The sequence below is a fragment of the Martelella lutilitoris genome, assembly GCF_005924265.1.
GTDB lineage: Bacteria > Pseudomonadota > Alphaproteobacteria > Rhizobiales > Rhizobiaceae > Martelella > Martelella lutilitoris.
The window spans coordinates 279,435-301,240 of the sequence record NZ_VCLB01000001.1 but is presented as its reverse complement, the minus strand read 5'-3'; the positions used below and the strand labels follow the sequence as shown (position 1 = coordinate 301,240).

Annotated in this window: 19 protein-coding genes; 10 read left to right on the top strand and 9 right to left on the bottom strand. The window is 63.7% G+C overall.

Features of this window, described 5'->3' with window-relative positions; all coding sequences use genetic code 11:
* The first annotated feature begins 37 nt into the window (after positions 1–37).
* Both paaZ and FF124_RS01380 read left to right on the top strand, forming a co-directional pair.
* Positions 38–2,119: a phenylacetic acid degradation bifunctional protein PaaZ gene (paaZ, locus tag FF124_RS01385; protein ID WP_138746683.1), complete on the top strand. Its 2,082-nt coding sequence runs from the start codon at positions 38–40 to the stop codon at positions 2,117–2,119.
* 3 nt (positions 2,120–2,122) lie between these two features.
* A complete protein-coding gene (locus FF124_RS01380) occupies positions 2,123–2,737 on the top strand; it encodes an acyltransferase (protein ID WP_138746682.1) in 615 nt (204 codons plus the stop codon).
* A 244-nt stretch (positions 2,738–2,981) separates the two neighbouring features.
* On the opposite strand, the gene FF124_RS01375 is transcribed toward FF124_RS01380, so the two are convergent.
* The 4 genes from FF124_RS01375 to paaG all read right to left on the bottom strand — a co-directional run bounded on the left by FF124_RS01375 (position 2,982) and on the right by paaG (position 6,259).
* On the bottom strand, positions 2,982–3,581 hold the full coding sequence (locus FF124_RS01375) for a TetR/AcrR family transcriptional regulator (protein ID WP_138746681.1): 600 nt from the start codon (positions 3,579–3,581) through the stop codon (positions 2,982–2,984).
* 90 nt (positions 3,582–3,671) lie between these two features.
* The gene (paaK, locus tag FF124_RS01370; protein WP_138746680.1) at positions 3,672–4,988 is read right to left on the bottom strand and encodes a phenylacetate--CoA ligase PaaK; all 1,317 of its coding nucleotides are present in this window, start codon (positions 4,986–4,988) and stop codon (positions 3,672–3,674) included.
* Between the two features lie 27 nt (positions 4,989–5,015).
* Positions 5,016–5,462 carry a hydroxyphenylacetyl-CoA thioesterase PaaI gene (paaI, locus tag FF124_RS01365; RefSeq protein WP_210237414.1) on the bottom strand — a complete coding sequence of 149 codons (447 nt, stop codon included), beginning with the start codon at positions 5,460–5,462 and terminating at the stop codon, positions 5,016–5,018.
* Positions 5,463–5,464: 2 nt separating this feature from the next.
* Positions 5,465–6,259: a 2-(1,2-epoxy-1,2-dihydrophenyl)acetyl-CoA isomerase PaaG gene (gene paaG / locus FF124_RS01360; protein ID WP_138746679.1), complete on the bottom strand. Its 795-nt coding sequence runs from the start codon at positions 6,257–6,259 to the stop codon at positions 5,465–5,467.
* A gap of 99 nt (positions 6,260–6,358) precedes the next feature.
* Between paaG and paaN the strand changes: the two genes are divergently transcribed.
* The 8 genes from paaN (at position 6,359) to FF124_RS01320 (ending at position 16,060) form a co-directional block, all read left to right on the top strand.
* Entirely contained in the window at positions 6,359–8,011 is a 1,653-nt protein-coding gene (paaN, locus tag FF124_RS01355; protein WP_138746678.1) for a phenylacetic acid degradation protein PaaN, read from the top strand.
* Between the two features lie 47 nt (positions 8,012–8,058).
* Complete coding sequence (locus FF124_RS01350; RefSeq protein WP_138746677.1) at positions 8,059–9,201, top strand: ABC transporter substrate-binding protein; 1,143 nt, start codon at positions 8,059–8,061, stop codon at positions 9,199–9,201.
* A 326-nt stretch (positions 9,202–9,527) separates the two neighbouring features.
* On the top strand, positions 9,528–10,400 hold the full coding sequence (locus FF124_RS01345) for a branched-chain amino acid ABC transporter permease (RefSeq protein ID WP_138746676.1): 873 nt from the start codon (positions 9,528–9,530) through the stop codon (positions 10,398–10,400).
* Between the two features lie 4 nt (positions 10,401–10,404).
* Positions 10,405–11,361: a branched-chain amino acid ABC transporter permease gene (locus FF124_RS01340; protein WP_138746675.1), complete on the top strand. Its 957-nt coding sequence runs from the start codon at positions 10,405–10,407 to the stop codon at positions 11,359–11,361.
* The gene (locus FF124_RS01335) at positions 11,358–12,140 is read left to right on the top strand and encodes an ABC transporter ATP-binding protein (protein WP_138746674.1); all 783 of its coding nucleotides are present in this window, start codon (positions 11,358–11,360) and stop codon (positions 12,138–12,140) included. The genes FF124_RS01340 and FF124_RS01335 overlap by 4 nt, the downstream gene beginning before the upstream one ends.
* Positions 12,127–12,828: an ABC transporter ATP-binding protein gene (locus tag FF124_RS01330; protein ID WP_138746673.1), complete on the top strand. Its 702-nt coding sequence runs from the start codon at positions 12,127–12,129 to the stop codon at positions 12,826–12,828. Before FF124_RS01335 ends, FF124_RS01330 begins: the two co-directional genes overlap by 14 nt.
* 1 nt (position 12,829) lies before the next feature.
* Positions 12,830–14,764, top strand: coding sequence for a 3-hydroxyacyl-CoA dehydrogenase NAD-binding domain-containing protein (locus FF124_RS01325; protein WP_138746672.1), 1,935 nt, complete (start codon positions 12,830–12,832; stop codon positions 14,762–14,764).
* 78 nt (positions 14,765–14,842) lie between these two features.
* Positions 14,843–16,060, top strand: coding sequence for an META domain-containing protein (locus FF124_RS01320; protein ID WP_138746671.1), 1,218 nt, complete (start codon positions 14,843–14,845; stop codon positions 16,058–16,060).
* Between the two features lie 13 nt (positions 16,061–16,073).
* Here FF124_RS01320 and FF124_RS01315 read toward each other — a convergent pair whose 3' ends face one another.
* From FF124_RS01315 to FF124_RS01295, 5 genes are read right to left on the bottom strand one after another with little or no spacing between them, the layout of a single operon-like run.
* Positions 16,074–17,177, bottom strand: a complete 1,104-nt coding sequence (locus FF124_RS01315; protein ID WP_138746670.1) for a calcium:cation antiporter — start codon at positions 17,175–17,177, stop codon at positions 16,074–16,076.
* Between the two features lie 51 nt (positions 17,178–17,228).
* Positions 17,229–18,713, bottom strand: coding sequence for a TolC family protein (locus tag FF124_RS01310; protein WP_138746669.1), 1,485 nt, complete (start codon positions 18,711–18,713; stop codon positions 17,229–17,231).
* Positions 18,713–20,533, bottom strand: a complete 1,821-nt coding sequence (locus FF124_RS01305; RefSeq protein ID WP_138746668.1) for an FUSC family protein — start codon at positions 20,531–20,533, stop codon at positions 18,713–18,715. Before FF124_RS01305 ends, FF124_RS01310 begins: the two co-directional genes overlap by 1 nt.
* Positions 20,517–21,551, bottom strand: a complete 1,035-nt coding sequence (gene mdtN, locus FF124_RS01300) for a multidrug transporter subunit MdtN (protein WP_138746667.1) — start codon at positions 21,549–21,551, stop codon at positions 20,517–20,519. Before mdtN ends, FF124_RS01305 begins: the two co-directional genes overlap by 17 nt.
* Positions 21,552–21,554: 3 nt before the next feature.
* The gene (locus tag FF124_RS01295) at positions 21,555–21,797 is read right to left on the bottom strand and encodes a YtcA family lipoprotein (protein ID WP_246072137.1); all 243 of its coding nucleotides are present in this window, start codon (positions 21,795–21,797) and stop codon (positions 21,555–21,557) included.
* Positions 21,798–21,806: the final 9 nt, after the last annotated feature.

Below are 21,806 nucleotides of genomic sequence, written 5' to 3'. Positions count from 1 at the left end.
GGAAAGTCCGGCAGGGCCGACGAGGAAGGATATCCCCATGACTGAGACGGCCGCACGCCGCCTTGAGAGCTATGTGCTCGGCGCCTGGCAGACGGGATCGGGCGCGGCTAAGCCGCTCGCCCATGCCGCAACCGGCAAGACCATCGCGCTGATCGGCGCCGAAGGGCTGAACTTCGCCGATGCGCTGGCCTATGGCCGCGAAAAGGGTGGACGCGCGCTTCGGGCGATGACCATTCACGAGCGCGCGCTGATGCTGAAGGCGGTCGGCATGGCGCTGATGGAGCGCAAGGAAGAATTCTACATCGAAAACACCTGGACCGGCGCCACGCGCCGCGATGGCTGGGTGGATATCGAGGGCGGTATCGGCACGCTCTTGACCTTCGCCTCCAAGGCGCGGCGCGAACTGCCGAACACGAAGGTGCTGAGCGAGGGCGAAGTCGAGCCGCTGTCAAAGGACGGCAGCTTCGTTGGCCGGCATATCCTGACGCCGATGAAGGGCGTCGCGATCCATATCAACGCCTTCAACTTTCCCGTCTGGGGCATGCTGGAAAAGATCGCGCCGGCGCTGATCGCCGGCATGCCGTGCCTCGTCAAGCCTGCCTCGCAGACGGCCTATCTCACCGAGCGCGTCACCCGCGCCATCATCGACACCGGCATTTTGCCCGACGGCGCGCTGCAGCTTGTCTGCGGCAGCGCCGGCGATCTGCTGGACCATGTCATTGGTCAGGATGTCGTCACCTTCACCGGTTCGGCGACAACGGGCCGCAAGCTGAAGACCGGAAAGGCGATCGTCGAAAACGCCGTGCGCTTCAACATGGAGGCCGACAGTCTCAATGCCGCGATCCTCGGCGAAGACGCGGGGCCTGGCACGCCGGAATTCGACCTCTTCATCCGTGAGGCGGCCAATGAAATGACCTCCAAGGCCGGGCAGAAATGCACCGCCATCCGCCGCATCCTCGTGCCGCGCGTACATGAGCAGGCAGTAGTCGCGGCGCTCTCTGAACGTCTTGCCAAGGCAACGATCGGCCTGCCGGATGACGAGAATGCCCGTATGGGCGCGCTGGTGTCGCTCGCCGATCGCGACGGCGTGCGCGAGAAGATCGCGGCGCTTCGCGGCGACGGCGAGATCGTTCACGGCGATCCCGATAATGTGACGCTTGTTTCGGGCGACGCAGAAAAGGGCGCCTTCATGAGCCCGGTGCTTCTTCGTTGTGCGAAGCCGTTTGATGCCAGGGCCGTGCATGATGTCGAGGCCTTCGGGCCTGTGGCGACCGTTATGGCCTATGACGACGCGGACGAGGCCGTGGGGTTGGCCGAGCGCGGCAAGGGTTCGCTGGTCTCATCGCTGTTTACCAATAACGGCGGCATTGCCGCCGAGATCGTCACCGGCCTTGCCGCCCATCACGGCCGCGTCATGATCGGCAATCGCGGTTCGGCGAAGTCCTCGACCGGCCATGGCTCGCCGCTCGCGCCGCTGATCCATGGCGGCCCGGGCCGCGCCGGCGGCGGCGAGGAAATGGGCGGCATGCGCGGGGTGAAGCACTTCATGCAGCGCACCGCCGTGCAGGGAACGCCCGACATGCTGACCGCGATCACCGGCGAATGGGTCGATGGCGCGGAAAGCCGGAGCGGCAAACATCCCTTCCGCAAGTCGCTGGAGGAACTCGCGATCGGCGACCAGATCGTGACCGAGACCCGCACGATCACCCGCGAGGATGTCGAACACTTCGCCGAATTTACCGGCGACACCTTCTACGCCCATATGGACAGCGATGCGGCCAGGGCCAATCCCTTCTTCGAGGACCGGGTAGCCCATGGCTATCTGATCGCCTCGTTTGCGGCCGGTCTGTTCGTCGATCCGGATCCCGGTCCCGTTCTCGCCAATTACGGCGTCGACAATCTGCGGTTTCTGACGCCGGTCTATTTCGGCGACACGCTGAGGGTGCGGCTGACCTGCAAGGCGATCAACCCGCGCGAAAACGCCGGCCATGGCGAGGTGCGCTGGGACTGCCGCGTCACCAACCAGAAGGACGAGGTCGTCGCGCAATATGATGTGCTGACCATGGTCGCGAAAACCTGGCCGCTTGCCGCTGAGACCCTCGCGGAAAAGGCGGGCTGAGCGATGGCAGTCTACGCCTATGACGATATCGTCCCGGTGATTGATCCGGAAGCCTATGTCCACCCGGATGCGGTGCTGATCGGCGATGTGATCGTCGGCCCGCAATGTTTCGTCGGCGCAGGCGCGGTGCTGCGTGGGGATTTCGGCCGCATCGAGATGCAGGCGGGCTCCAACATCCAGGAGACCTGCGTCTGCCATTCATTCCCCGACCGCGATGTCGTGGTCGAGGCTCACGGCCATGTCGGCCACGGCGCGGTGCTGCATGGCTGCCGCGTCGGCGAAAACGCCATGGTCGGCATGAATGCCGTGGTCATGGACGAGGCGGTGATCGGCAGGAACGCCATCATCGGCGCCATGGCCTTCGTCAAGCAGGGCTTTGTCGTGCCGGACGGCATGCTCGCTCACGGCAATCCGGCCCGCGTCATCCGGCCGCTGACGGAGGAGGAGGTCGCCTGGAAGCGCGGCGGCACGGATATCTACCGCCAGCTCGCCTTCGAGGCGGCCGGCAGGACGCGACCGGCCGAACCGTTGCCGCATGTCGAAGAGAACCGCCGCCGGATCGAGGCGCCGCGCTATGATCCGCTGATGTTTGTGCGGGTGGGTGGCGGCAAGGGGTGAGGCCGGAGCGACGCTCTTCGGTTTTCCTGAAACGACCGGTATGTCGCCAGAGGAGTATCATCCCACTCCGGGTCAAGCCCGAGTAAGACGCACCGAGTAAGACGCAATTGGGAAGGCCTTCCCAAACCTCTCCGCCATGCCGGCGGAAGAGGGCGGAAACGTGCCGAGCCCGACCACCCGGAATCGATTTCCCCCCCCCCTTGGGGGGGAGATTGATGGTCGAAGAGCCTCCAGAAAGCACCCCTTAGCGAACCGCCTTCACACCCTCCAGAAGCAGCGTCGTCGCCATCGCCGCATAGTCCTCGCGGGTGATCTTGCCGCCTTCGCGGAACCACATATAGACCCAGTTCATCATGCCGAAGAGCGACATGGTGACCGGCATCAAAAGCGGGCGCTCCGGGCGGTCGAGCTCGGGATGGATTTCGCGGATGACGGCGGAAAACCGGCCGACAATGCTGCGTTCCAGCGCACGGATCTGCTTGGTCTGCTCGGCGGTAAGCGCAGGCGCCGCATTGAGCTGCACCTTGTGCTGGTCGTCGGCGCCGCGATATTCGCTGAGCACCGTCATGACAAGTTTCTCAAGCCGCGCCTTGTGTTCGAGGCCCGGGTCGTCGGCTTCCTCAAGCGCTGCATCGAGCGCCTCCAGATGCGAGGCGATGATGGCGAAGATCAGCGCCTCCTTGGAGGGGTAATAGTGGTAGAGCAGCGCCTTCGACACGCCGGCCTCGCGCGCGATCTGCGACATCGAGGCCTTTTCCATGCCCTGCGTGGCGAACACATGGGCGGCGTTCAAAAGCAGGCCGTGCCGCTTCTCCTCGAAATCATTGGCCCGTGTTCTCGCCATGGTCTTTCCAGAAAATCCTGATGATGGGGTAAAGAGGGGCAGTTTCGCCCCTTTTAGCATTGCCTAATCAATTGACCAACCGGCCGGTGATTATTTCGGGCGATTGTCAACCACGCGTTTGGCCTTGCCTTCCGAACGGGCGACGCTTTCCGGATCGCGGATATCGATCTTCGTTGAAACGCCGATCACCGACTTGATGTGATGCGCAAGTTCCTTCGCCGATGCCATCCGCGCTTCGGCGGAGGATTGATCCGGCGTGCATTCCACATGCACGGTCATCACGTCCATGCGGTCCTTGCGGGTCAATTCGATCTGGAAATGCGGGGCAAGGCCCTCGCATTTCAAGATCATTTCCTCGATCTGGGTCGGGAAGACGTTGACGCCGCGCAGGATGATCATGTCGTCGGAACGGCCGGTGATCTTCTCGATCCGGCGCATGGAGCGCGCCGTGCCGGGCAGGATGCGGGTCAGGTCGCGGGTGCGATAGCGCACCATCGGCAGGCCTTCCTTGGTCAGCGTGGTGAAGACCAGTTCGCCCATCGCGCCGTCGGGAAGCACCTCGCCGGTCTGCGGGTCGATGATTTCCGGGTAGAAATGGTCTTCCCACACATGCAGCCCGTCCTTGGTCTCCACGCATTCATTGGCAACGCCGGGACCCATGATTTCCGAAAGGCCGTAAATGTCGACGGCATGCATGTCGAAGGCGTCCTCGATTTCCGCCCGCATCGCATTGGTCCACGGCTCTGCGCCGAAAATGCCGACCTTCAGCGAGCTTTCGCGCGGGTCGATGCCCTGGCGGCGGAATTCGTCGAGGATCGACAGCATGTAGGAGGGTGTGACCATGATGATCTGCGGCTTGAAGTCGCTCATCAGCGTCACCTGCCGCTCGGTCATGCCGCCCGAGATCGGCACCACGGTGCAGCCGAGACGTTCAGCGCCGTAATGTGCGCCAAGGCCGCCGGTGAAAAGCCCGTAGCCATAGGCCACGTGACAGATATCGCCGGCGCGACCGCCGGACGCCCGGATCGAACGGGCCATGACATCGGCCCAGACATCGATATCGTTCTTTGTATAGCCAACAACGGTCGGGCGCCCGGTGGTGCCGGAGGAGGCGTGGATACGGGCAAGCTTCTCGCGCGGAACGGCGAACATGCCGAAGGGGTAGCAGTCGCGCAGATCCGTCTTCACGGTGAAGGGGAATTTCGAAAGGTCAGACAGCGTCTTGAAATCCGACGGATGCACGCCGTTTTCGTCGAAACGCTTGCGGTAGAAGGGCGAGTTCTCATAGGCGTGGTTCAGCGACCAGGCCATGCGCTTTTGCTGAAGCGCGGAAATCTCGTCGCGGCTTGCCACCTCGATCGGATCGAGGATCTCGCGGGACGGTTTCAGGTTGTTGATGGCGTTCATGTCTTCCTCCTCGAAAACGGCTGCCGGTCAGGCTTTCAGCAGCGTGCCGTTGATGGTGCGCGAATGACCGCGGAATTCGGCGATCACCGTTCCGTCCTCCCGTGTCACGCTTATATCATAGATGCCGGACCGGCCCCTGCGCGAAACCTCGCGCGCGCATGCCGTCAGGCGGTCGCCAAGCCTGCCCGGCGCGGTATAGGTAATGGAGCAGTGCTGGGCGACGGTCAGCTGGTTGTAGGTGTTGCAGGCGAAGGCAAAGGCGCTGTCGGCAAGGGTGAACAGATAGCCGCCATGGGCATTGCCGTGGCCGTTGGCCATCGTCTCCGTCAGCGTCATGGAAAGCGTTGCCTCGCCGGGGGCAATATGCTCGATTGTCATGCCGAGGTGGCGTGAGGCGTTGTCGTCGTTCCACATGGCCCTGGCACAGGCTTCGGCCAGTTCCTGCGGGCTCATCGCGTTGATGGTTGCCTCCATGCTCATTTTCCTCTGAAAACCGGCGCGCGCTTTTCGAGGAAGGCGGTGACGCCCTCGGCATAGTCATCCGTGCGGCCCGCCTCGCGCTGGCAGTCGCGCTCCATGTCCAGATGGGTGGAGAGGTCGTTTTCGGAGGCCGCCTGGATCAGCCGTTTGGTCAGTCCCAGCCCCTTCGTCGGGCCGCCTGCAAGCTTTGCCGCCAGGCCGGTCGCCTCTTCCATCAGCGCCGCGTCATCGACAGCCTTCCAGATCAGGCCCCAGTCTTCGGCCTTTTCGGCGATAAGCGGCTCGGCGGTCATCGCCAGCGCCTTGGCGCGCGGCTCGCCGAGCGCGCGCGTCAGCGACCAGCTGCCGCCGGCATCGGGAATGAGGCCGATCTTGGAAAAGGCTTGAATGAATTTCGCGGATTTTGCCGCCAGCACGATATCGCAGGCAAAGGCGATATTGGCGCCGGCACCGGCGGCCACGCCGTTAACGGCGGCAATCACCGGCTTTTCCAGCGAGCGGATCAGCCGCAGCGTCGGATTGTAATAGGTCTCGAGCGTTTCGCCGAGGTCCGGCTTTTCCGGCATCTTGCGCGGGTCGCGGTCGCCGAGGTCCTGGCCGGCGGAGAAGGCGCGGCCGGCGCCGGTCAGAAGAACGGCGCGGATTTCGGCCTCGTCATGGGCGCGTTGCAGCGCTGCCCGCAGCGCGAGGTGCATGTCGACATTGAAGGAATTCAGCTTGTCGGGACGATTGAGCGTTACACCCAACACGCCATCTTTCAACGTGACGAGCACGCTTTCATTATCGGTCATTCTTGCCTCCCGTCGCGCTCTCCTCAAGCGCGGTTGATAATTGTTGTTGCATAAACCGTCCGGTCGGTCAATAATAGTCTCCGGAATTTGGGAGGAGACATGACGAACCTGTACGATCGCCATTCCGCGCTGCTGGCGCGGGCGGTGGAAGCGCTGAAGACCCGCGCCTTCTGGACGCCCTTTCCGGAAGTGCCGTCGGGCAAGATCTATGGCGAAACCGCCAAGGCGGACGGCATTGCCGCCTTCGAGGCGCTTGTCGGCAACGCTTTCGATATCCCAAGCCATCTCGAGACGCGCCGCGTTGGCCGCGAGAACGCGCCCTGGGGCAAGAGCCTTTCCATCACCTATCCTGCCGCCGATCCGGCAACGCTGATCGCGGCCTCCGAAAAGGCTGCCGAGCCCTGGGCCTCCGCCGATCCGGAAACCCGCGCCGGCATTCTTCTTGAGGCGCTCACCCGCCTCAACGCCATGAGCTTTCTCATTGGCCACGCCACCATGCACACCACCGGCCAGGCCTTTCCCATGGCCTTCCAGGCCGGCGGCCCGCATGCGCAGGATCGTGGCCTTGAAGCCGTTGCCGCGGCCTATGCGGAGATGACCGGCAGCGCCACCGCCGCCACATGGGAAAAGCCGCAGGGCAAGCGCGAGCCGATCACGCTGGAAAAGCGCTGGCGCATTGTCCCGCGCGGCCTGTCGCTGATGATCGGTTGCCAGACTTTCCCGAACTGGAACGGCTATCCGGGCCTGTTCGCCAGTCTCGCCACCGGCAATGCCGTGATCGTCAAACCGCATCCGGGCGCAATCCTGCCGCTGGCGCTCACCGTCAAGGTGGTGCGCGCGGTTCTGGTGGAAGAAGGTTTCTCGCCAGACGTGGTTCTGCTCGCCGCAGACGAGCCGGGCGCGGAAATCACCAAGGCGCTCGTCGAAACCCAGGCCTTCTCGATCATTGATTATACCGGCTCTTCCGTCTTCGCCGCCTGGCTGCGGAAGAACGCGGGCGGCGCTCTCGTCTTCACCGAGGAGACCGGCGTCAACTCGATCACCATCACCGGCACGGATGATTTTGCCGGCATGTGCGACAATATCGCCTTTTCGCTGTCGCTCTATTCCGGCCAGATGTGCACCTCGCCCCAGAACCTCTATCTGCCGAAGGGCGGCATAGAGACGGATGTGGGACACAGGAGCTTCGATGAGGTCGTCAGCGGCATCGTCGCAGCCATCGACAGGCTGCTTGAAGACGGCGCGCAGGCCTCTTCCATCTGCGGTGCGATCGCCAATCCCGCGACGTTCGGGCGCATCGAGAAAGCCCGGCAAGCGGGCCGCGTCGTGCGCGAGAGCCGCGAAACCGGGCTTGGTGCCTCGGCGACGCCGCTTCTTGTTGTGGCCGATGACCGCGAAGGCGGCCTTGAGCGTGACGAATGCTTCGGCCCGGTTTCTTTCCTCATCGCCTGTGATGATGCGCATGACGCCATCGCCAGGGCCTCTGCGATCGCGGCGGAGAAGGGCGCGATCACGGCCGCGCTCTACGCCACGGACGGCGCGCTGATCGAGGAGGCCGCAAACGCCTTTTCGAAGGCCGGCGTCAATCTCTCGGTGAACCTCACCGGCAATATCTATGTCAATCAGTCGGCGGCTTTCTCGGACTACCATGTCACGGGAGCAAACCCCTCGGGCAATGCAAGCCTCACCGACACGGCCTTTGTCGCGCCGCGCTTCCGGCGCGTCATGATCCGCTGGCCCAGAGCCGCCTGAGGGGTGGCCTGACAGCTCGTTTTGGATAAATCAGGGAGGAGAATCCAATGAAATTGACGACAACAACGGCACTGGCGATGCTCGCCACGCTCGGTCTCGCAACGGCCGCGAGCGCCGAAATCAAGCTCGGCGCCAGCCTTTCGGCCACGGGTCCTGCCGCCTTTCTCGGCGATCCGGAGGCCAAGACCATCGAGATGCTGGTCGAGGAACTGAACGCCAATGGCGGCATCAACGGCGAGAAGATCGATCTGACGCTCTATGATGATGGCGGCGACCCGAACAAGGCGCGCACCTTCGCCACCCGCCTGATCGAGGACGACGAAGTGGTCGCCATCATCGGCGGCACCACCACCGGCACCTCCATGTCGATCCTGTCGGTTGCCGAGGACGAAGGCATTCCCTTCATCTCGCTCGCCGGCGCCATCCAGATCATCGATCCGGTGAAGGACTACGTCTTCAAGACGCCGCACACCGACCGCATGGCGTGTGAAAAGATCTTCGACAACATGCAGAAGAACGGCATCACCAGGATCGGCATGATCTCCGGCACGGACGGTTTCGGCGCTTCGATGCAGGCCCAGTGCAAGGATGTTGCCGGCAGCTATGGCATCGAAATCCTCGCCGACGAGATCTATGGCCCGAGTGACGCCGACATGACGCCGCAGCTCACCAAGATCAAGAACACCGAGGGCGTCCAGGCGATCCTCAACCCGGGCTTCGGCCAGGGTCCGGCGATCGTCACCCGCAATGCCAGCCAGCTCGGCATCGACCTGCCGCTCTACCAGAGCCACGGCGTGGCCTCCGACAGCTTCATCGAGCTCGTCGGTCCCGAAGCGTCGGAGGGCGTGCGCCTGCCGGGTACGGCACTTCTGATCGCCGACATTCTGCCGGAAGACGATATCCAGCGCGATGTGGTGATGACCTACAAGACCGCCTATGAGGAAAAGTACAACCAGAACGTCTCGACCTTCGGCGGCTACGCCAATGACGCCTTCCTGCTGATGATCAACGCCATGACCGAAGCCGGCGGCGAAGACCCCGATGCCATCCGTGACGCGCTGGAAGCCACCGACGGTCTCGTCGGCACCACCGGCGTCTACACCATGGGTCCGGACAATCATCTCGGCCTCGATCTTTCCGCCTTCCGCATGCTCGAAATCGAGAATGGCGGCTGGACGTCGATCGACTGACGATTTGAAAGACACCCCGCGCTCTTGACGGGCGCGGGATCGGGCTAGCGTCAAAGCCTGTTGCAGGCAAATGGCGTTTGCTTCCCCATTCTCCGTCACCCCGGACTTGATCCGGGGTCCAGGGCGACAAAACACCTTTGTATCAGGACCTTGATTTGATGGTCTTCGATATCTGGCCCTGGATGCCGGCTCAAGGCCGGCATGACGGAAGGTGAGGCAAGGGCCTTTGTCAAATAACTGACCCCCGCGCCAAGGAATAACGGCGCGGGGCGTTCGCCGCGGGGGGTATCCGCCGCTTACCAGCAGTCACCGTTCGGGATCCATCCATGGACGCATTGATGCAATTCATTCTGTCGGGGTTCACGGTCGGCGCGGTCTACGCGCTGGTCGCGCTCGGCTTCACGATCATCTACAACGCCTCCGACGTGGTGAATTTCGCGCAGGGCGAATTCGTTATGCTGGGCGGCATGATCACCGCCTTTACCTATGCCGCCGGCCTGCCGCTGCCGCTGGCAGGACTTGTTGCCATCGTCATCACCGCAGCCGTCGGCGTCGCGCTCAACAAGCTTGCGATCGAACCCGCGCGCGGTGCCCCGGTGGTCTCGCTGGTGATCATCACCATCGGCGCGTCGATCTTCATCCGCGGCGTGGCGCAGCTTGTCTTCGACAAGCAGCTTCATCGCTTTCCCGCCTTTTCCGGCGACGACCCGATTCACATTCTCGGCGCGACCATTCTGCCGCAAAGCCTGTGGGTGATCGGCGGCGCCGTCTTTGTCTTCGTCGGTCTGTGGGCCTTCTTTACGAAGACGCTGACCGGCAAGGCCGTTCTGGCGGCCGCCAACAACCGGCTCGCCGCCCAACTTGTCGGCATCAACACCAACTGGGTGATGACGCTCTCCTTCTCGCTGTCGGCCGCGATCGCCGCCCTTGCGGGCGTGCTGATCACGCCGATCACGCTTGTCAGCTACGATGTCGGCGTGGCGCTGGCGCTGAAGGGCTTTGCCGCCGCCATGCTCGGCGGCATGGGCAACCCGAAGGGCGCGCTCGTCGGCGGCATCGCGCTCGGCCTGATGGAGGCGCTGACGGCGGGTTATCTCTCCTCGCAATACAAGGAAGCGGTCGCCTTCGTCGTCATCCTCGCCGTGCTTTTCGTCATGCCCCAGGGCCTGTTCGGCGCGAAGTCGACGGAAAGGGTCTGAAGCCATGTCAGCACATTCGAAATGGATCCAGATCGCGATCGTCGCGGCCCTAGTCGCCATTCTGCCCTTCTTCTTTCCGTCGGGCTATTACTATCGCGTCGGCGCGCTGATTTTCGTCAACGCGCTTTCGGTGATCGGCCTCGTCATCCTCATCGGCTATGCCGGGCAGATCTCGCTCGGCCATGCGGGCTTTGCCGGCATCGGCGCCTATTCCTGCGCGCTCGCGCCGGAGTATCTGGGCCTGCACCCCGCCCTTGCCGCCCTTCTCGGCGCGGTGATTTCCGGCGGTGTCGCGGCGCTCATTGGCCGGCCGATCCTCAAGCTTAAGGGCTATTATCTCGCCGTGGCAACGCTCGGCTTCGGCATTCTCGTGTCGCTGGTCCTGACCAATGAGCGTCAACTCACCGGCGGGCCGGACGGCATGGCCGTGCCGGAGCTTGGTCTGCGCGATCTTCTGCGCGACATGGGCTGGCGCCTGTCGGGCGGCGAGTTCTGGTATGGCGTTTCCGGCATCGTGCTCGTCATCGGCGTCTGGATCGCGCTCAATCTGGCGATGAGCCCGACGGGCCGCGCCATGCGCGCGCTGCACGGGTCTGAAGTCGCCGCCCGCACGGTCGGTATCGATGTCGCCCGCGTCAAGCTGCAGGCCTTCATCATCTCCGCGATCTACGCCTCGGTCGCAGGCTCGCTCCTGGCGCTGCAGAACCGGTTCATCACGCCGGATGTCGCCGGCTTCATGCATTCGATCGAGATGGTGTCGATGGCCGTCCTCGGCGGTGTGGGATCGATTCTGGGCGCCACGCTGGGGGCGGCGATCCTCACGCTTCTGCCGCAGGTGCTGACCGTGTTTGCCGAATATGAACAGCTCGTCCTCGGCGCAATCATGATTTCGGTGATGATCTTCCTGCCGCGCGGGCTTCTGCCCTCGATCGCAAGCAAACTGAAGGGGAGGGACGAATGAGCCTTCTTGATGTTCAGGGTCTCGGCATTTCCTTCGGCGGCCTGCGCGCCGTCAACAATGTCAGCTTTTCGGCGAGCGCCGGCGAGATCGTCTCGGTGATCGGGCCGAACGGCGCGGGCAAGACCACGCTGTTCAACATGATCTCCGGCGTTTATCTGCCCGGCGAGGGCAAGGTGACGCTCGATGGCCGCGACATTACCGCCAAGCGGCCCGACCGACTGGCGACCCTCGGCCTGACGCGCACCTTCCAGAACCTGCAGATCTTCCAGGAGATGACGGTGCTGGAAAATGTCATCGCCGGGTTTCACCTGCAGGAACGCGGCGCGCTCGTTGCCGATCTTCTGTCGCTTCCGGCCTCGAAGAAGCGGGCGGCGGAGGCCAGGAAAGGGGCGCAGGAACTGCTCGCCCGCGTCGGCCTGCAGAAGGCGGCGGAGCGTCAGGCCGGAAATCTTTCCTATGGCGCGTTGAAGCGGCTGGAAATCGCCCGCGCCCTTGCTGTCTCCCCGCGCGTCCTTTTGCTTGACGAGCCGGCGGCCGGTTGCAACGCAGTCGAAACGGAAGAAATCGACCGGCTGATCGCCGAACTGGCAAAAACCGGCATCGCCATCCTTCTCGTCGAGCACGACATGAAGATGGTGATGCGCATCTCCAACCATATCGTGGTGCTCGATCACGGCGAGAAGATCGCCGAGGGCGATCCGGAAACCGTGTCGCGCAACAAGGCGGTGATCGCCGCCTATCTGGGAACGGAAGAGGAGGCCGCCGATGCTGACGGTTAAGGGCCTGCGCTCTGCCTATGGCCGCATCGAGGTGCTGCACGGCATCGATCTCGAGGTCAAATCCGGCGAGATCGTCACCGTGGTCGGCGCCAATGGCGCGGGCAAGACGACGCTTTTGAAATGTCTCTCCGGCCTGCAGCCGGTGACTGATGGCGAGATGATCTTTCGCGGCGAGGTGATGACAAATGTTCCTGCCTTCAGGCGGCTGAAACAGGGCCTTGCCCAGTCGCCGGAGGGCCGGCAGATCTTCACCAATCTCTCGGTCGAGGAAAACCTCAGGCTCGGCGCCTTCCTCTATACCGATGAACGCGTCGATCGCGACATGGAAGACGCCTTTCAGATGTTTCCGATCCTCAAGGAAAAGCGCAACCTGGTGGCGGGCGGGCTTTCCGGCGGCCAGCAGCAGATGCTGGCGATTGCCCGCGCGCTGATGGGCCGTCCCGCCTGTCTTCTGCTCGACGAGCCGTCCATGGGGCTGGCCCCGTTGCTGGTGGCGCAGATCTTCGATGTGGTGAAGGCCCTGAAGGCGCGCGATGTCACCGTGCTTCTGGTGGAGCAGAACGCCTATGGCGCGCTGAAGATCGCCGATCGCGGCTATGTGATGGAAACCGGCCGCATCACCATGGAAGGAGCGGCCGCAGCGCTGATTGCCGATCCGCAGGTGCGCGAGGCCTATCTTGGAATCTGACATGAAGACTGTGATGACTATCACCCATCGCGGCGCAATCGCCGTGGTGACCATCGACAATCCGCCCGTCAACGCGCTGTCGAATGCCGTGCGCGCCGCTCTTGTGTCCGCCGTTGAAACGCTTGACGCGGATGATGGGGTGAGGGCCGTTGTGCTCACCTGCGCCGGGCGCACCTTCATTGCCGGGGCCGATGTGCGCGAGTTCAACCTGCCGCCGCAAGAGCCGCATCTGCCGGATGTGGTTGCCGCGATTGAGGAAGCGAAAAAGCCCTGGGTGGCGGCCATTCACGGGTCCGCACTTGGCGGCGGCTTCGAGATCGCGCTTGGCTGTCGCTTCCGCATTGCTGATGCGAAGGCCTCTGTCGGCCTCCCCGAAGTCACGCTTGGTCTCATCCCGGGCGCTTCCGGAACGGTGCGCACGCCGCGCCTTGCGGGCGTCGAGACGGCGGTGAAGCTGGCCGTCTCGGGCCGTCCGATGAAGGCGAAATCCGCGCTTGAGGTGGGGCTGATCGATGCGATCGCCGATGGTGATCTCGTCGGGGAGGCCGTCGCCTTCGCAAAACAGGCTGTGGAGAAACCGCTGCCGCCGAAGACGCGGGAGCGTCCGGTCAAGGCTCCTGCGGAAGATTTCTGGGCAGCGGCCGAAAAGGACGCGGCAAAGCCCGGTTATCGCGCGCCGCTGGAGGTGCTGGCCTCCATCCGCTTTGCCGTTGAACACCCGTTCGATGCGGCGATGAAACTCGAGCGCGACGTTTTTCTCGAACTACGCGCCTCCAAAGAGGCCGCAGCCCTGCGCCACGTCTTCTTTGCCGAACGCGCCGCGTCCCGTCCTGAAAGCTTGAAGGGCATCGAGCCGCTTGCCGTCTCTGCCGTCGGCGTCATCGGCGGCGGCACGATGGGGGCGGGGATCGCGGTCGCGGCGCTCACTGCCGGGTTCTCCGTCACCCTGATCGAGCGCGACGAGGAGGCTGTCGCGCGCGGCGTCCGCACGATCGACGGCATCCTGGCGGGCTCGGTCAAGCGCGGCAAGCTCACCGAGGCGGGCCGCGTCGAGCTGATGGCGTCTCTGGGCGGCACGACGGAATACAGGGCGCTCGGCGATTGCGATCTGGTGATCGAGGCGGTGTTCGAGGAGATTTCCGTCAAGCGCGCCGTCTTTGAAAGGCTCGGTGCCGCCTGCCGCCCCGATGCGGTGCTGGCCACCAACACCTCCTACCTCGATCCGCGCCTGATTGCCGAAGGCCTGCCCAATCCTGATCGCTTCATCGGCCTGCATTTCTTCTCGCCTGCCCATGTGATGAAGCTTCTTGAAATCGTGCCGGTGCCGGAGACTTCCGAGACCGTGCTCGCCACCGCCTTTGCCCTTGCCAAAAAGCTCGGCAAGATGCCGGTGCGCGCCGGCATTTGCGAGGGCTTCATCGGCAACCGGATCCTCAAGCGCTACCGCGCGGCGGCCGAAGACCTGGTCGAACAGGGCGTCGCAATTGCCGATATCGACGCGGCCATGCGCGGTTACGGCTTCAAGATGGGTCCGTTCGAGGCGCAGGATCTCGGCGGCCTCGACATCGCCTTCCTGCAGCGCGAGGGCGCGCGGGCCACAGGCGCGGCTGTGCCGGATACGCTCGGCGATATTCTCGTGCGCGCCGGGCGCAAGGGCCAGAAGACCGGCGGCGGCTGGTATGATTACGAGGCCGGAAGCCGGATCCCGATCGTTTCCGACACGGTGCATGCCCTGCTGAAAGGCCGGATCACGGGCTCCGCGCCACTGACGCTTGAGGCGATTGCCGATCGGCTTGTGAAGGCGATGGCGGACGAGGGACGCGCGATCCTCGCCGAAGGCATCGCCGAAAAGCCGGCCGATATCGACCTTGTCGAAATCCATGGCTACGGTTTTCCGCGCCACAAGGGCGGGCCGATGTTTGCCAGCGAGGCCTGATTTCGGCCAGCCGACATTGACCTCTTGTCTCGCACGGTTAGGCTTGGGGCCAAAATCGTCACAAAGCAGGAGGTCGCCATGTCCAAAACCTTGATCGTGCTGATGGCCGCGCTGGCATCGTCTTCGGCGCTTGCCCAGGAAAGTCGAACCGTCTCCGGCCAGGCGAGTTATCGGGAGCGCATGGCGTTGCCGGACAACGCCGAACTGGCTGTCACGGTGACGGGCTTTCAGGGCATCGAACTTGGCGGCGTCAGCGAGCCGACCGGCGGTCGTCAGGTGCCGCTTGCCTTCGAACTCGCCGTGCCGGCCGGCGTGAAGGGGGCGCTGACCGCCGCGATCATGATCGACGGCACGATCGCCTTTGTCGGCGACCCCGTCGAAATCGCCGCCGGCGCCGATGATGTCGATATCGGCACAGTGTGGCTTTCGGGTTTCACGCCCTCCGGTTTTCAGACGACCTGGGCTTGCGGCGATGACCGGTTCAGGATCGGCTTTCGCGAAGAGACGGCCGTTATCGAGACCGATGCCATGATCTACGAATTACCCCAGGCGATCTCCGCCGATGGCGCGCGCTTTGCCAGCGAAGACGGCGAGAACGAATTCTGGAGCAAGGGCGACAGGGCAAGCCTGACGCTTTCCGGCGAGACTTTTCCCGAATGCGTGGCCCTTGACGACGAGAATGACCGCTGGACGGCGCAGGGCAACGAGCCCGGCTGGCGCGCGGTCATCAATGGCGGGCGCTTCCTGCTGGACCTCAATTACGGCGATGACCGGCTCGATCTCCGGCTGCCCGAAGCCGAAATTTCCGAAGGCGCCTATCGCTATGCCTTCAACGCCTTCGGCCTGTCCTTCGCCGTCAGCGACCGGCTTTGCCGCGATGACATGAGCGGGCGGCTTTTCCCGCAGACAGCGGAACTGACGACGGCGACAGGTGTTCTCAAAGGTTGCGGCGGCGACACGATGACGCTTCTTGCCGGGCCGGAATGGACCGTTTTCGAGATTGGCGCGCAGAGCGTCGGCGACAGGGGCGAGGTGACGATTTCGGTTGGCGATGACGGCCGGATATCAGGTTCGGCCGGCTGCAATCGCTATATGGGCCTCGTCAAGCTCGGCGGCGAGGGCGGTCTTGAGATCGGCCCGCTGGCGGCGACCAACATGGCTTGTGATGAACCCTTGATGGCGCTGGAACGCGATTTCTTCCAGGCGATTGACAGCGTCGATGGTTTCGATATTGCCGACAATGGCGACCTTGTCCTGACGGCAGAAGGCGAAACCGTGATCCAGGCTTCGCGCTGAGGCGTCCTGATCGTCAGGGCACCAGCGTCAACAGCACGAAGACGGCGAAGATCACCAGATGGACCGCGCCCTGCAAAACGGTGGTGCGGCCCGTTCCGAGCGTGATCGTGCTGACGAACAGCGTCAGAATGAGCATCACCATCTGCTCCGGTTCGAGCCCGAGCGTCATCTGTCTGCCGAGCGCGATCGAGATCAGCGCCACGATCGGGATCGACAGGCCGATACTGGCAAGCGCCGAGCCGAGCACCAGGTTTATGCTTTGCTGGATCCTGTTCTTGAACGCCGCCTGCACCGAGGAAATGCCCTCCGGCATCAGGACCAGCGCTGCGATCATCACGCCGACAAGCGTCTGCGGCAGGCCGGCCGCCGCAATGCTCCGGTCAAGCGGCGCGGACAGCATTTCGGCGAGCAGGATGACCATCAGCAGCGAAAACGGCAGCATCACCGCGCTTGTCGTGGTCATCCGGCCTGAGGGCTGTGCGTGGTGGTCAGGGAAGAATTCGCCCCCCTCGTCGTCGGTCTCCTCGGTGAAGTCGCTGCGGTGGCGTACGGTCTGGATGAACAGGAACACGCCGTAAAGCACCAGGCAGCAAATGCTGACGACGAGAAGCTGGGCCCAGGAATATTGCCGGGCCGGGCCGGAAATCGCGAAGTTCGGCAGCACGAAGGCGAGCGTCGAGAGCGTGCCAAGCACGGCAAGGGCGGCCGTGGCGGCGGCAAGCTTGAAGCTCTGCGCGTGGTAGATCCGTCCGCCGACGACCAGACATAGGCCGATAATGCCGTTCAGCACGATCATCACGGCGGAAAATACCGTGTCGCGCGCCACGGCATCCGTGCCCTCGGCGCCGGACAGCATGATCGAGACGATCAGCGCCACCTCGATCAGCGTCACGCAGCCGGCCAGGATGATCGAGCCCATCGGTTCGCCCACCTTGGCGCCGAGGACTTCGGCATGCAGGACGGAGGCGAAGACCGCGCCGCCGAGCAGCAGGACCGCCGGCACCAGGAAAATCATCGATGTGTCATGCAGCACGCCGAAAATTTCGAGCGTAACGATGATGGCAGCCAGAAACGGCAGCAACACGCTCCATTTGGGTATCGAACTCGGACTGTGCATGGTCTCTCCTGATTGCGGGCATGCCGGACGGCATGGTCGACGCCGATCTCCTTAACGGGGAAGGGGCGCCGCTGTCGAGGTGCCGAGAACGAAGGCAAGGTTGGCGGCGGCGGTAAAGGCCGCCTCGCGCGCATCGCTTTCGGCAAGCCGGGCCTCGAGCAGGCCGGTCTCGGCCGTCGCCAGCGCCGAGACCGTGCCGACGCCGTTCTGATAGGCCTCGAGCGCGGAATCATAGGTCTTGTAGGCGGCCTGACGGAGCTTGACGGCGGAGGCATTGGCCTGGAGGGCCGTCGTCAGCGCATTCGAGGCGACGACGATCTCGCGGGCGGCGGCGTCCTTCAACTGCTCGAAATTGCGCTTGGCCGCCTCGACCCGGCTTTCGGCCTGTTTCAGATTGGCGTCGCGCATGCCGGCGTCGTAGAGCGGAATGGTGGCGCCGACCATGATATTGCCGTTGAGCCCGTTATTGTCGATGGTCGGCAGGCCGCCCGCCGTCACGCCGGTTTCGTAGGAAGAGAGCGTGCCGAACACGCCGATCTTCGGCATGAAGTCGGATTTCGCCTTTTTCACGCCCTCGCGGCTCGCCTCGAGCGTTGCATACCCCGCCAGAATGTCGGGCCGGTTGGAAAGGGCGATCTCGATCATGGTGTCGACCGGCGCGCGGGAAGAGGCCGGCAGGCCGCGCCCGGCCGTATCCTCGATCTTCAACTGCGACATCGGCGAGATGCCAAGCGCGCCGAGAAGCGCCTGATAGGCGTCCTGCTCGCTGCCTTTCGCCTGAACGAGCGCCAGTTCGGCCTGGGCGACGATCTGCTCGGCCTGGGCCTCGTCGACGGAGGTGGCAAGGCCGCGCCCGCGCCTTGCGCTGACCGCGTCGAGCACGGTGCGGCTGTTGGCAAGCGATTGGCTTGCTGCCCGCTTATGGGCGCGGGCGGCGTTGTAATCGTGATAGGCGCCGGTCACCGCGAAGACGAGCTTCTGGTGCATGGCGTTGAACTGGTAGTTGGAGGCGAGCGACACCTGCTTCGCCGCCTCCACGACGGCGCTGCGGCCGCCGAAATCGAGCGCCAGCCATTGCAGCGCCATGAACGGCACAACGCCCTGGATATTGCTGTCGAAATAGGCGCTGCCGCCGATCGGGATCGGCAGTTCGGCGGCATTCTGGTTGGTGCCGGCAATCACATTGGCGGTGATGACCGGCAGATAGGTGGCCTCCGCCATGCCGACGGCAAGCGCTGCCTGTCGCGCCTCTTCCCACGCCGCGCGCGTGCCCGGATTGGTGCGCTGGGCAAGATCGATCAGTTCGGGCAGCGAATAGGTCCTGGCATTGTCGATGACGGGCGGCGAGAGCGCCAGTTCCGTGCCGCCCTGTGCCGCTGTTCTCAGGTCATCCGCATTGGTATTTTCCGCCGCCGGCTGCCAGGGTCGGTCCGGCGAGGGCGGGGCAAGCGACAGCGAATCCGCCGCGCAGCCGCCGAGCGCCGTCAGGGCGAAGATGGCGATGATGCCAGCCATTCCGGAAAGAAGGTTTCGCATCAGGTCGTCTCTCCCGTGTGGGCGGTTTTCGAATAATCCGCCGGATCGGCGGGGCTTGTGATCGGGTCCGGTTCCGGCACGGGCGGCGGGTCCGGCCGGAAATAAAGCGCGAGCGAAAGGTCGTTCAGCGTCTGTGCCCTTGCAGCGTAGTTCCCGCGCGCCTCAAGCGACGGGCGCATGCTGCGCGGCTCGTAGGAAGCCATCTCGACGGCATTGCGGATCACGCCGATGTCGCTCTGCACCGAGGCGACCAGCGCGGTCGAGGCGCGACGGGTGTCAAAGTCCAGCCCGGCAAGCTGTTTCAGCTTCGCGGTGGCAAGGCCGACGCGGCGTCTCACCTCGTCGCCGACGCTGACCGGCCAGATCGTGGTGAAGATCACATAGACCACGGCATTGCCGAGCAGAATGCCGATGATGCGGTCGCCCGCCGCGCTCAGATCCGTGCTCGGTCCGAAACCCTGCAGCACGGTCAGCAAAAAGGCGAGCGCGATCTGCACGCCGCCATAGGAAATCCGCTCATTGCCGGTCGAGACCCATGCGGCCAGCGAGACGACGCCAAAGATGAGGAAGGCGAGCCCGCCGACGGATTCAAGCTGCGGAATGACGAAGAGGATCGCGACAAGGCCGAAAAACGCGCCGATCAGGCAGCCGGTGATGCGCAGCACCAGCTTGTGCACCGTGTCTCCCGTGGTGCCGAGGGCTGCGACATAACAGGTGATCATCGCCGTATGGATGCCCTGCCAGTCGATCGCCGTGTAGATGAAGAAGCAGGTGACGGCGGCAAGCGTCGTCTTCAGCGCGAACTGCAGATGGACGGGATTGGTGAAGATGTCGGGAGAGACCGCCGGATCATCGACCGGCGCGCCCTTTTCAAGCGGCGCCATCTGGCTGAGATCGTCCAGCGCGGCGGCGACATCGCCGAAGGCCGGCTCGGCGTCGAAAGCATCAGCGTCGAAAGCTGGTAGGTCTTTCTTCGCAAGAGCCGCTTCCGCTATTTCCCGGCAGAAGCCGGCGAGTGCCGAGCGGGTCTCAACGTCTGCCGTTTCCGGCAAAGCAGAGACGGCCAGCAGCAACCGGTAGCTGTGCGCCTGGCCGCGCTCGAGGAATTCATAATCCTTGCCATAGACGAGGTTCAGGAGCTTCGTCAGCAACAATCGCTTGTCGGATTCCGCCATGCCCTCGCCGAGCGCATCGGTGAAGGCGAGGTTGTGTTCGGCTCCGGGCCTTTCGAGACGGTCCGCGGCAAGCTCCAGCCGTTCGGAAATCGTTTGGCGCAGAAGCTTTTGCGGCGGAATGCCGAAGAGAAGGTTGAAGACCGCCATCACCGCCATCGGCACGAACACCATGGCCCAGGCATAAAGCACGGCGCGGGTGGCGATCTCGCCGAGCGGGATATTGCCCAGCAGGGTCAAAACGAAGGCGATCACCAACGCGACGATGCCGGCCTGCTCGCCCGCCTTGGTGGCCGAATCGAGATAGAGGAAGATGAAGGAGGCAATGACGATCGCCGCGATCTGGGCCGGCGGATGGTTGATGGTCAGGTTGATGATGCCGATCAACAGCACGACCACGAGCGAGACGGCAACGATGATGCCGACGCCGGTGACAACGTTTTCCGCCGCATTGGCGCGCATCAGGAAGATCACCAGATAGCAGCCGATGGCCGCTTCCGGGAAATGATACATCATCGAGATGACGGTCGAGATGGCGCAGATGGCGCCGATGGAAAGCGCAAGGCGCAACCGCCCGGGAAACGGCCTCAGGTCATCGACGAGCCGGTGCGATTTCCGCCTCAGCGCGCTTTCAGCAATCGTCGCCATGGCGAACCACTGTCGAGGCGGATGCGCCGATGCGCATCAGGTTTTCCGGCGGATCGATCAGTTCGATGCGCACCGGGAAGCGCTGTGCGATCTGCACCCAGTCGAGCTCCTTCGGCACATAGGGAAGCGCGCTCGGCAGATCGATCATGCTTTCCGTTGCCACCCCCCAGCCGATGCCCTGGACCCGGCCCTTTATCTCCACCGCGCGATCGGCCATCACATAGACTGACGCGCAGGTGCCGGCGGGCAGGTTCTTCAGTTCCGCCTCGCGGTAGAGCGCGGTTGCGAACCACTGGCCGGTATTGACCAGGGTGAAGAGCGGCGCGCCGGAAACGACGAACTGGCCGCTTGAGAATTTCAGTCCGACGACGCGTCCGTCATGGGGTGAATAGATCTTGGTGTTGGCGAGGTTGTGCTTGGCGAGGTCGAGCGCCGCCCTCCGGGCTTCGATGACGGCCAGCGTCTCCTCCGGCGTCGAGATCAGCGCATCGGCGGCCTTGGATTGCTGCATCGCCTGTTCGAGGGAGACCTCGGCATCGCGTTTCGCAGTGCGGGCGTCCTGCACCTGCTGGTCGGTGACATAGCCTTTGGGCTGCAGCGGCAGAAGCCGTTCCAGCGTCTCTTCCGCCAGTTCCAGATTGGCCCGCGCGCGTTCGATCTGCTGCACGGCGATCTCAGCATTGGCGGTTTCGGCGGCAATGCTGCGCTCTTGAGATTGGTAGAGCGCTTCTGCCGCCTTCAGCTCTGCTTCCGCCTGGGCCACGAGAAGGCGGTAGGATTCGTCTTCCAGCGTGAAGAGAAGATCGCCTTTCTTCACCGCCTGGTTTTCCGCAACATGAATGTCCGCGATCCGGCCGGGAACGGTGGCGGAGATCTGCGTGATCGGCGCGGTCAGCGTCGCGTCCTGCGACAGGATGTTCGCTTTCATCCGCGTCATATGCGTCCAGCCGAGATAGGCGGTCGCGCCGATGACGATGACCGGGATAAGGGCGACAAGCTTTGCCTTGGTGCTCAACATGATCTACCGCCCGAACAGAAGGATTGACGAGGCCAGCCCGATGGCGATTGCCATGAACAGATAGACAATCACCCGCAGCGGCATCACCGCGTCAATGCCGGCCTTGATGAAGATCAGCCGGATGATGACCGCGCTGATGATGCCGATCAGCGAGCAGGCGATCCATGAGGGAAAATAGGCCCCGAAAAAGGGAATGACCGGGCCGCGTTCGCCCATGCCGCAGGAGGCGAGCAAAACCGGCCCCAACAGAGCAAA

Coding starts and splice junctions, on each gene's coding strand:
- paaZ (WP_138746683.1), top strand. CDS start 38: ATGACTGAGACGGCCGCACGCCGCCTTGAGAGCTATGTGCTCGGCGCC.
- FF124_RS01380 (WP_138746682.1), top strand. CDS start 2,123: ATGGCAGTCTACGCCTATGACGATATCGTCCCGGTGATTGATCCGGAA.
- FF124_RS01375 (WP_138746681.1), bottom strand. CDS start 3,581: ATGGCGAGAACACGGGCCAATGATTTCGAGGAGAAGCGGCACGGCCTG.
- paaK (WP_138746680.1), bottom strand. CDS start 4,988: ATGAACGCCATCAACAACCTGAAACCGTCCCGCGAGATCCTCGATCCG.
- paaI (WP_210237414.1), bottom strand. CDS start 5,462: ATGGAGGCAACCATCAACGCGATGAGCCCGCAGGAACTGGCCGAAGCC.
- paaG (WP_138746679.1), bottom strand. CDS start 6,259: ATGACCGATAATGAAAGCGTGCTCGTCACGTTGAAAGATGGCGTGTTG.
- paaN (WP_138746678.1), top strand. CDS start 6,359: ATGACGAACCTGTACGATCGCCATTCCGCGCTGCTGGCGCGGGCGGTG.
- FF124_RS01350 (WP_138746677.1), top strand. CDS start 8,059: ATGAAATTGACGACAACAACGGCACTGGCGATGCTCGCCACGCTCGGT.
- FF124_RS01345 (WP_138746676.1), top strand. CDS start 9,528: ATGGACGCATTGATGCAATTCATTCTGTCGGGGTTCACGGTCGGCGCG.
- FF124_RS01340 (WP_138746675.1), top strand. CDS start 10,405: ATGTCAGCACATTCGAAATGGATCCAGATCGCGATCGTCGCGGCCCTA.
- FF124_RS01335 (WP_138746674.1), top strand. CDS start 11,358: ATGAGCCTTCTTGATGTTCAGGGTCTCGGCATTTCCTTCGGCGGCCTG.
- FF124_RS01330 (WP_138746673.1), top strand. CDS start 12,127: ATGCTGACGGTTAAGGGCCTGCGCTCTGCCTATGGCCGCATCGAGGTG.
- FF124_RS01325 (WP_138746672.1), top strand. CDS start 12,830: ATGAAGACTGTGATGACTATCACCCATCGCGGCGCAATCGCCGTGGTG.
- FF124_RS01320 (WP_138746671.1), top strand. CDS start 14,843: ATGTCCAAAACCTTGATCGTGCTGATGGCCGCGCTGGCATCGTCTTCG.
- FF124_RS01315 (WP_138746670.1), bottom strand. CDS start 17,177: ATGCACAGTCCGAGTTCGATACCCAAATGGAGCGTGTTGCTGCCGTTT.
- FF124_RS01310 (WP_138746669.1), bottom strand. CDS start 18,713: ATGCGAAACCTTCTTTCCGGAATGGCTGGCATCATCGCCATCTTCGCC.
- FF124_RS01305 (WP_138746668.1), bottom strand. CDS start 20,533: ATGGCGACGATTGCTGAAAGCGCGCTGAGGCGGAAATCGCACCGGCTC.
- mdtN (WP_138746667.1), bottom strand. CDS start 21,551: ATGTTGAGCACCAAGGCAAAGCTTGTCGCCCTTATCCCGGTCATCGTC.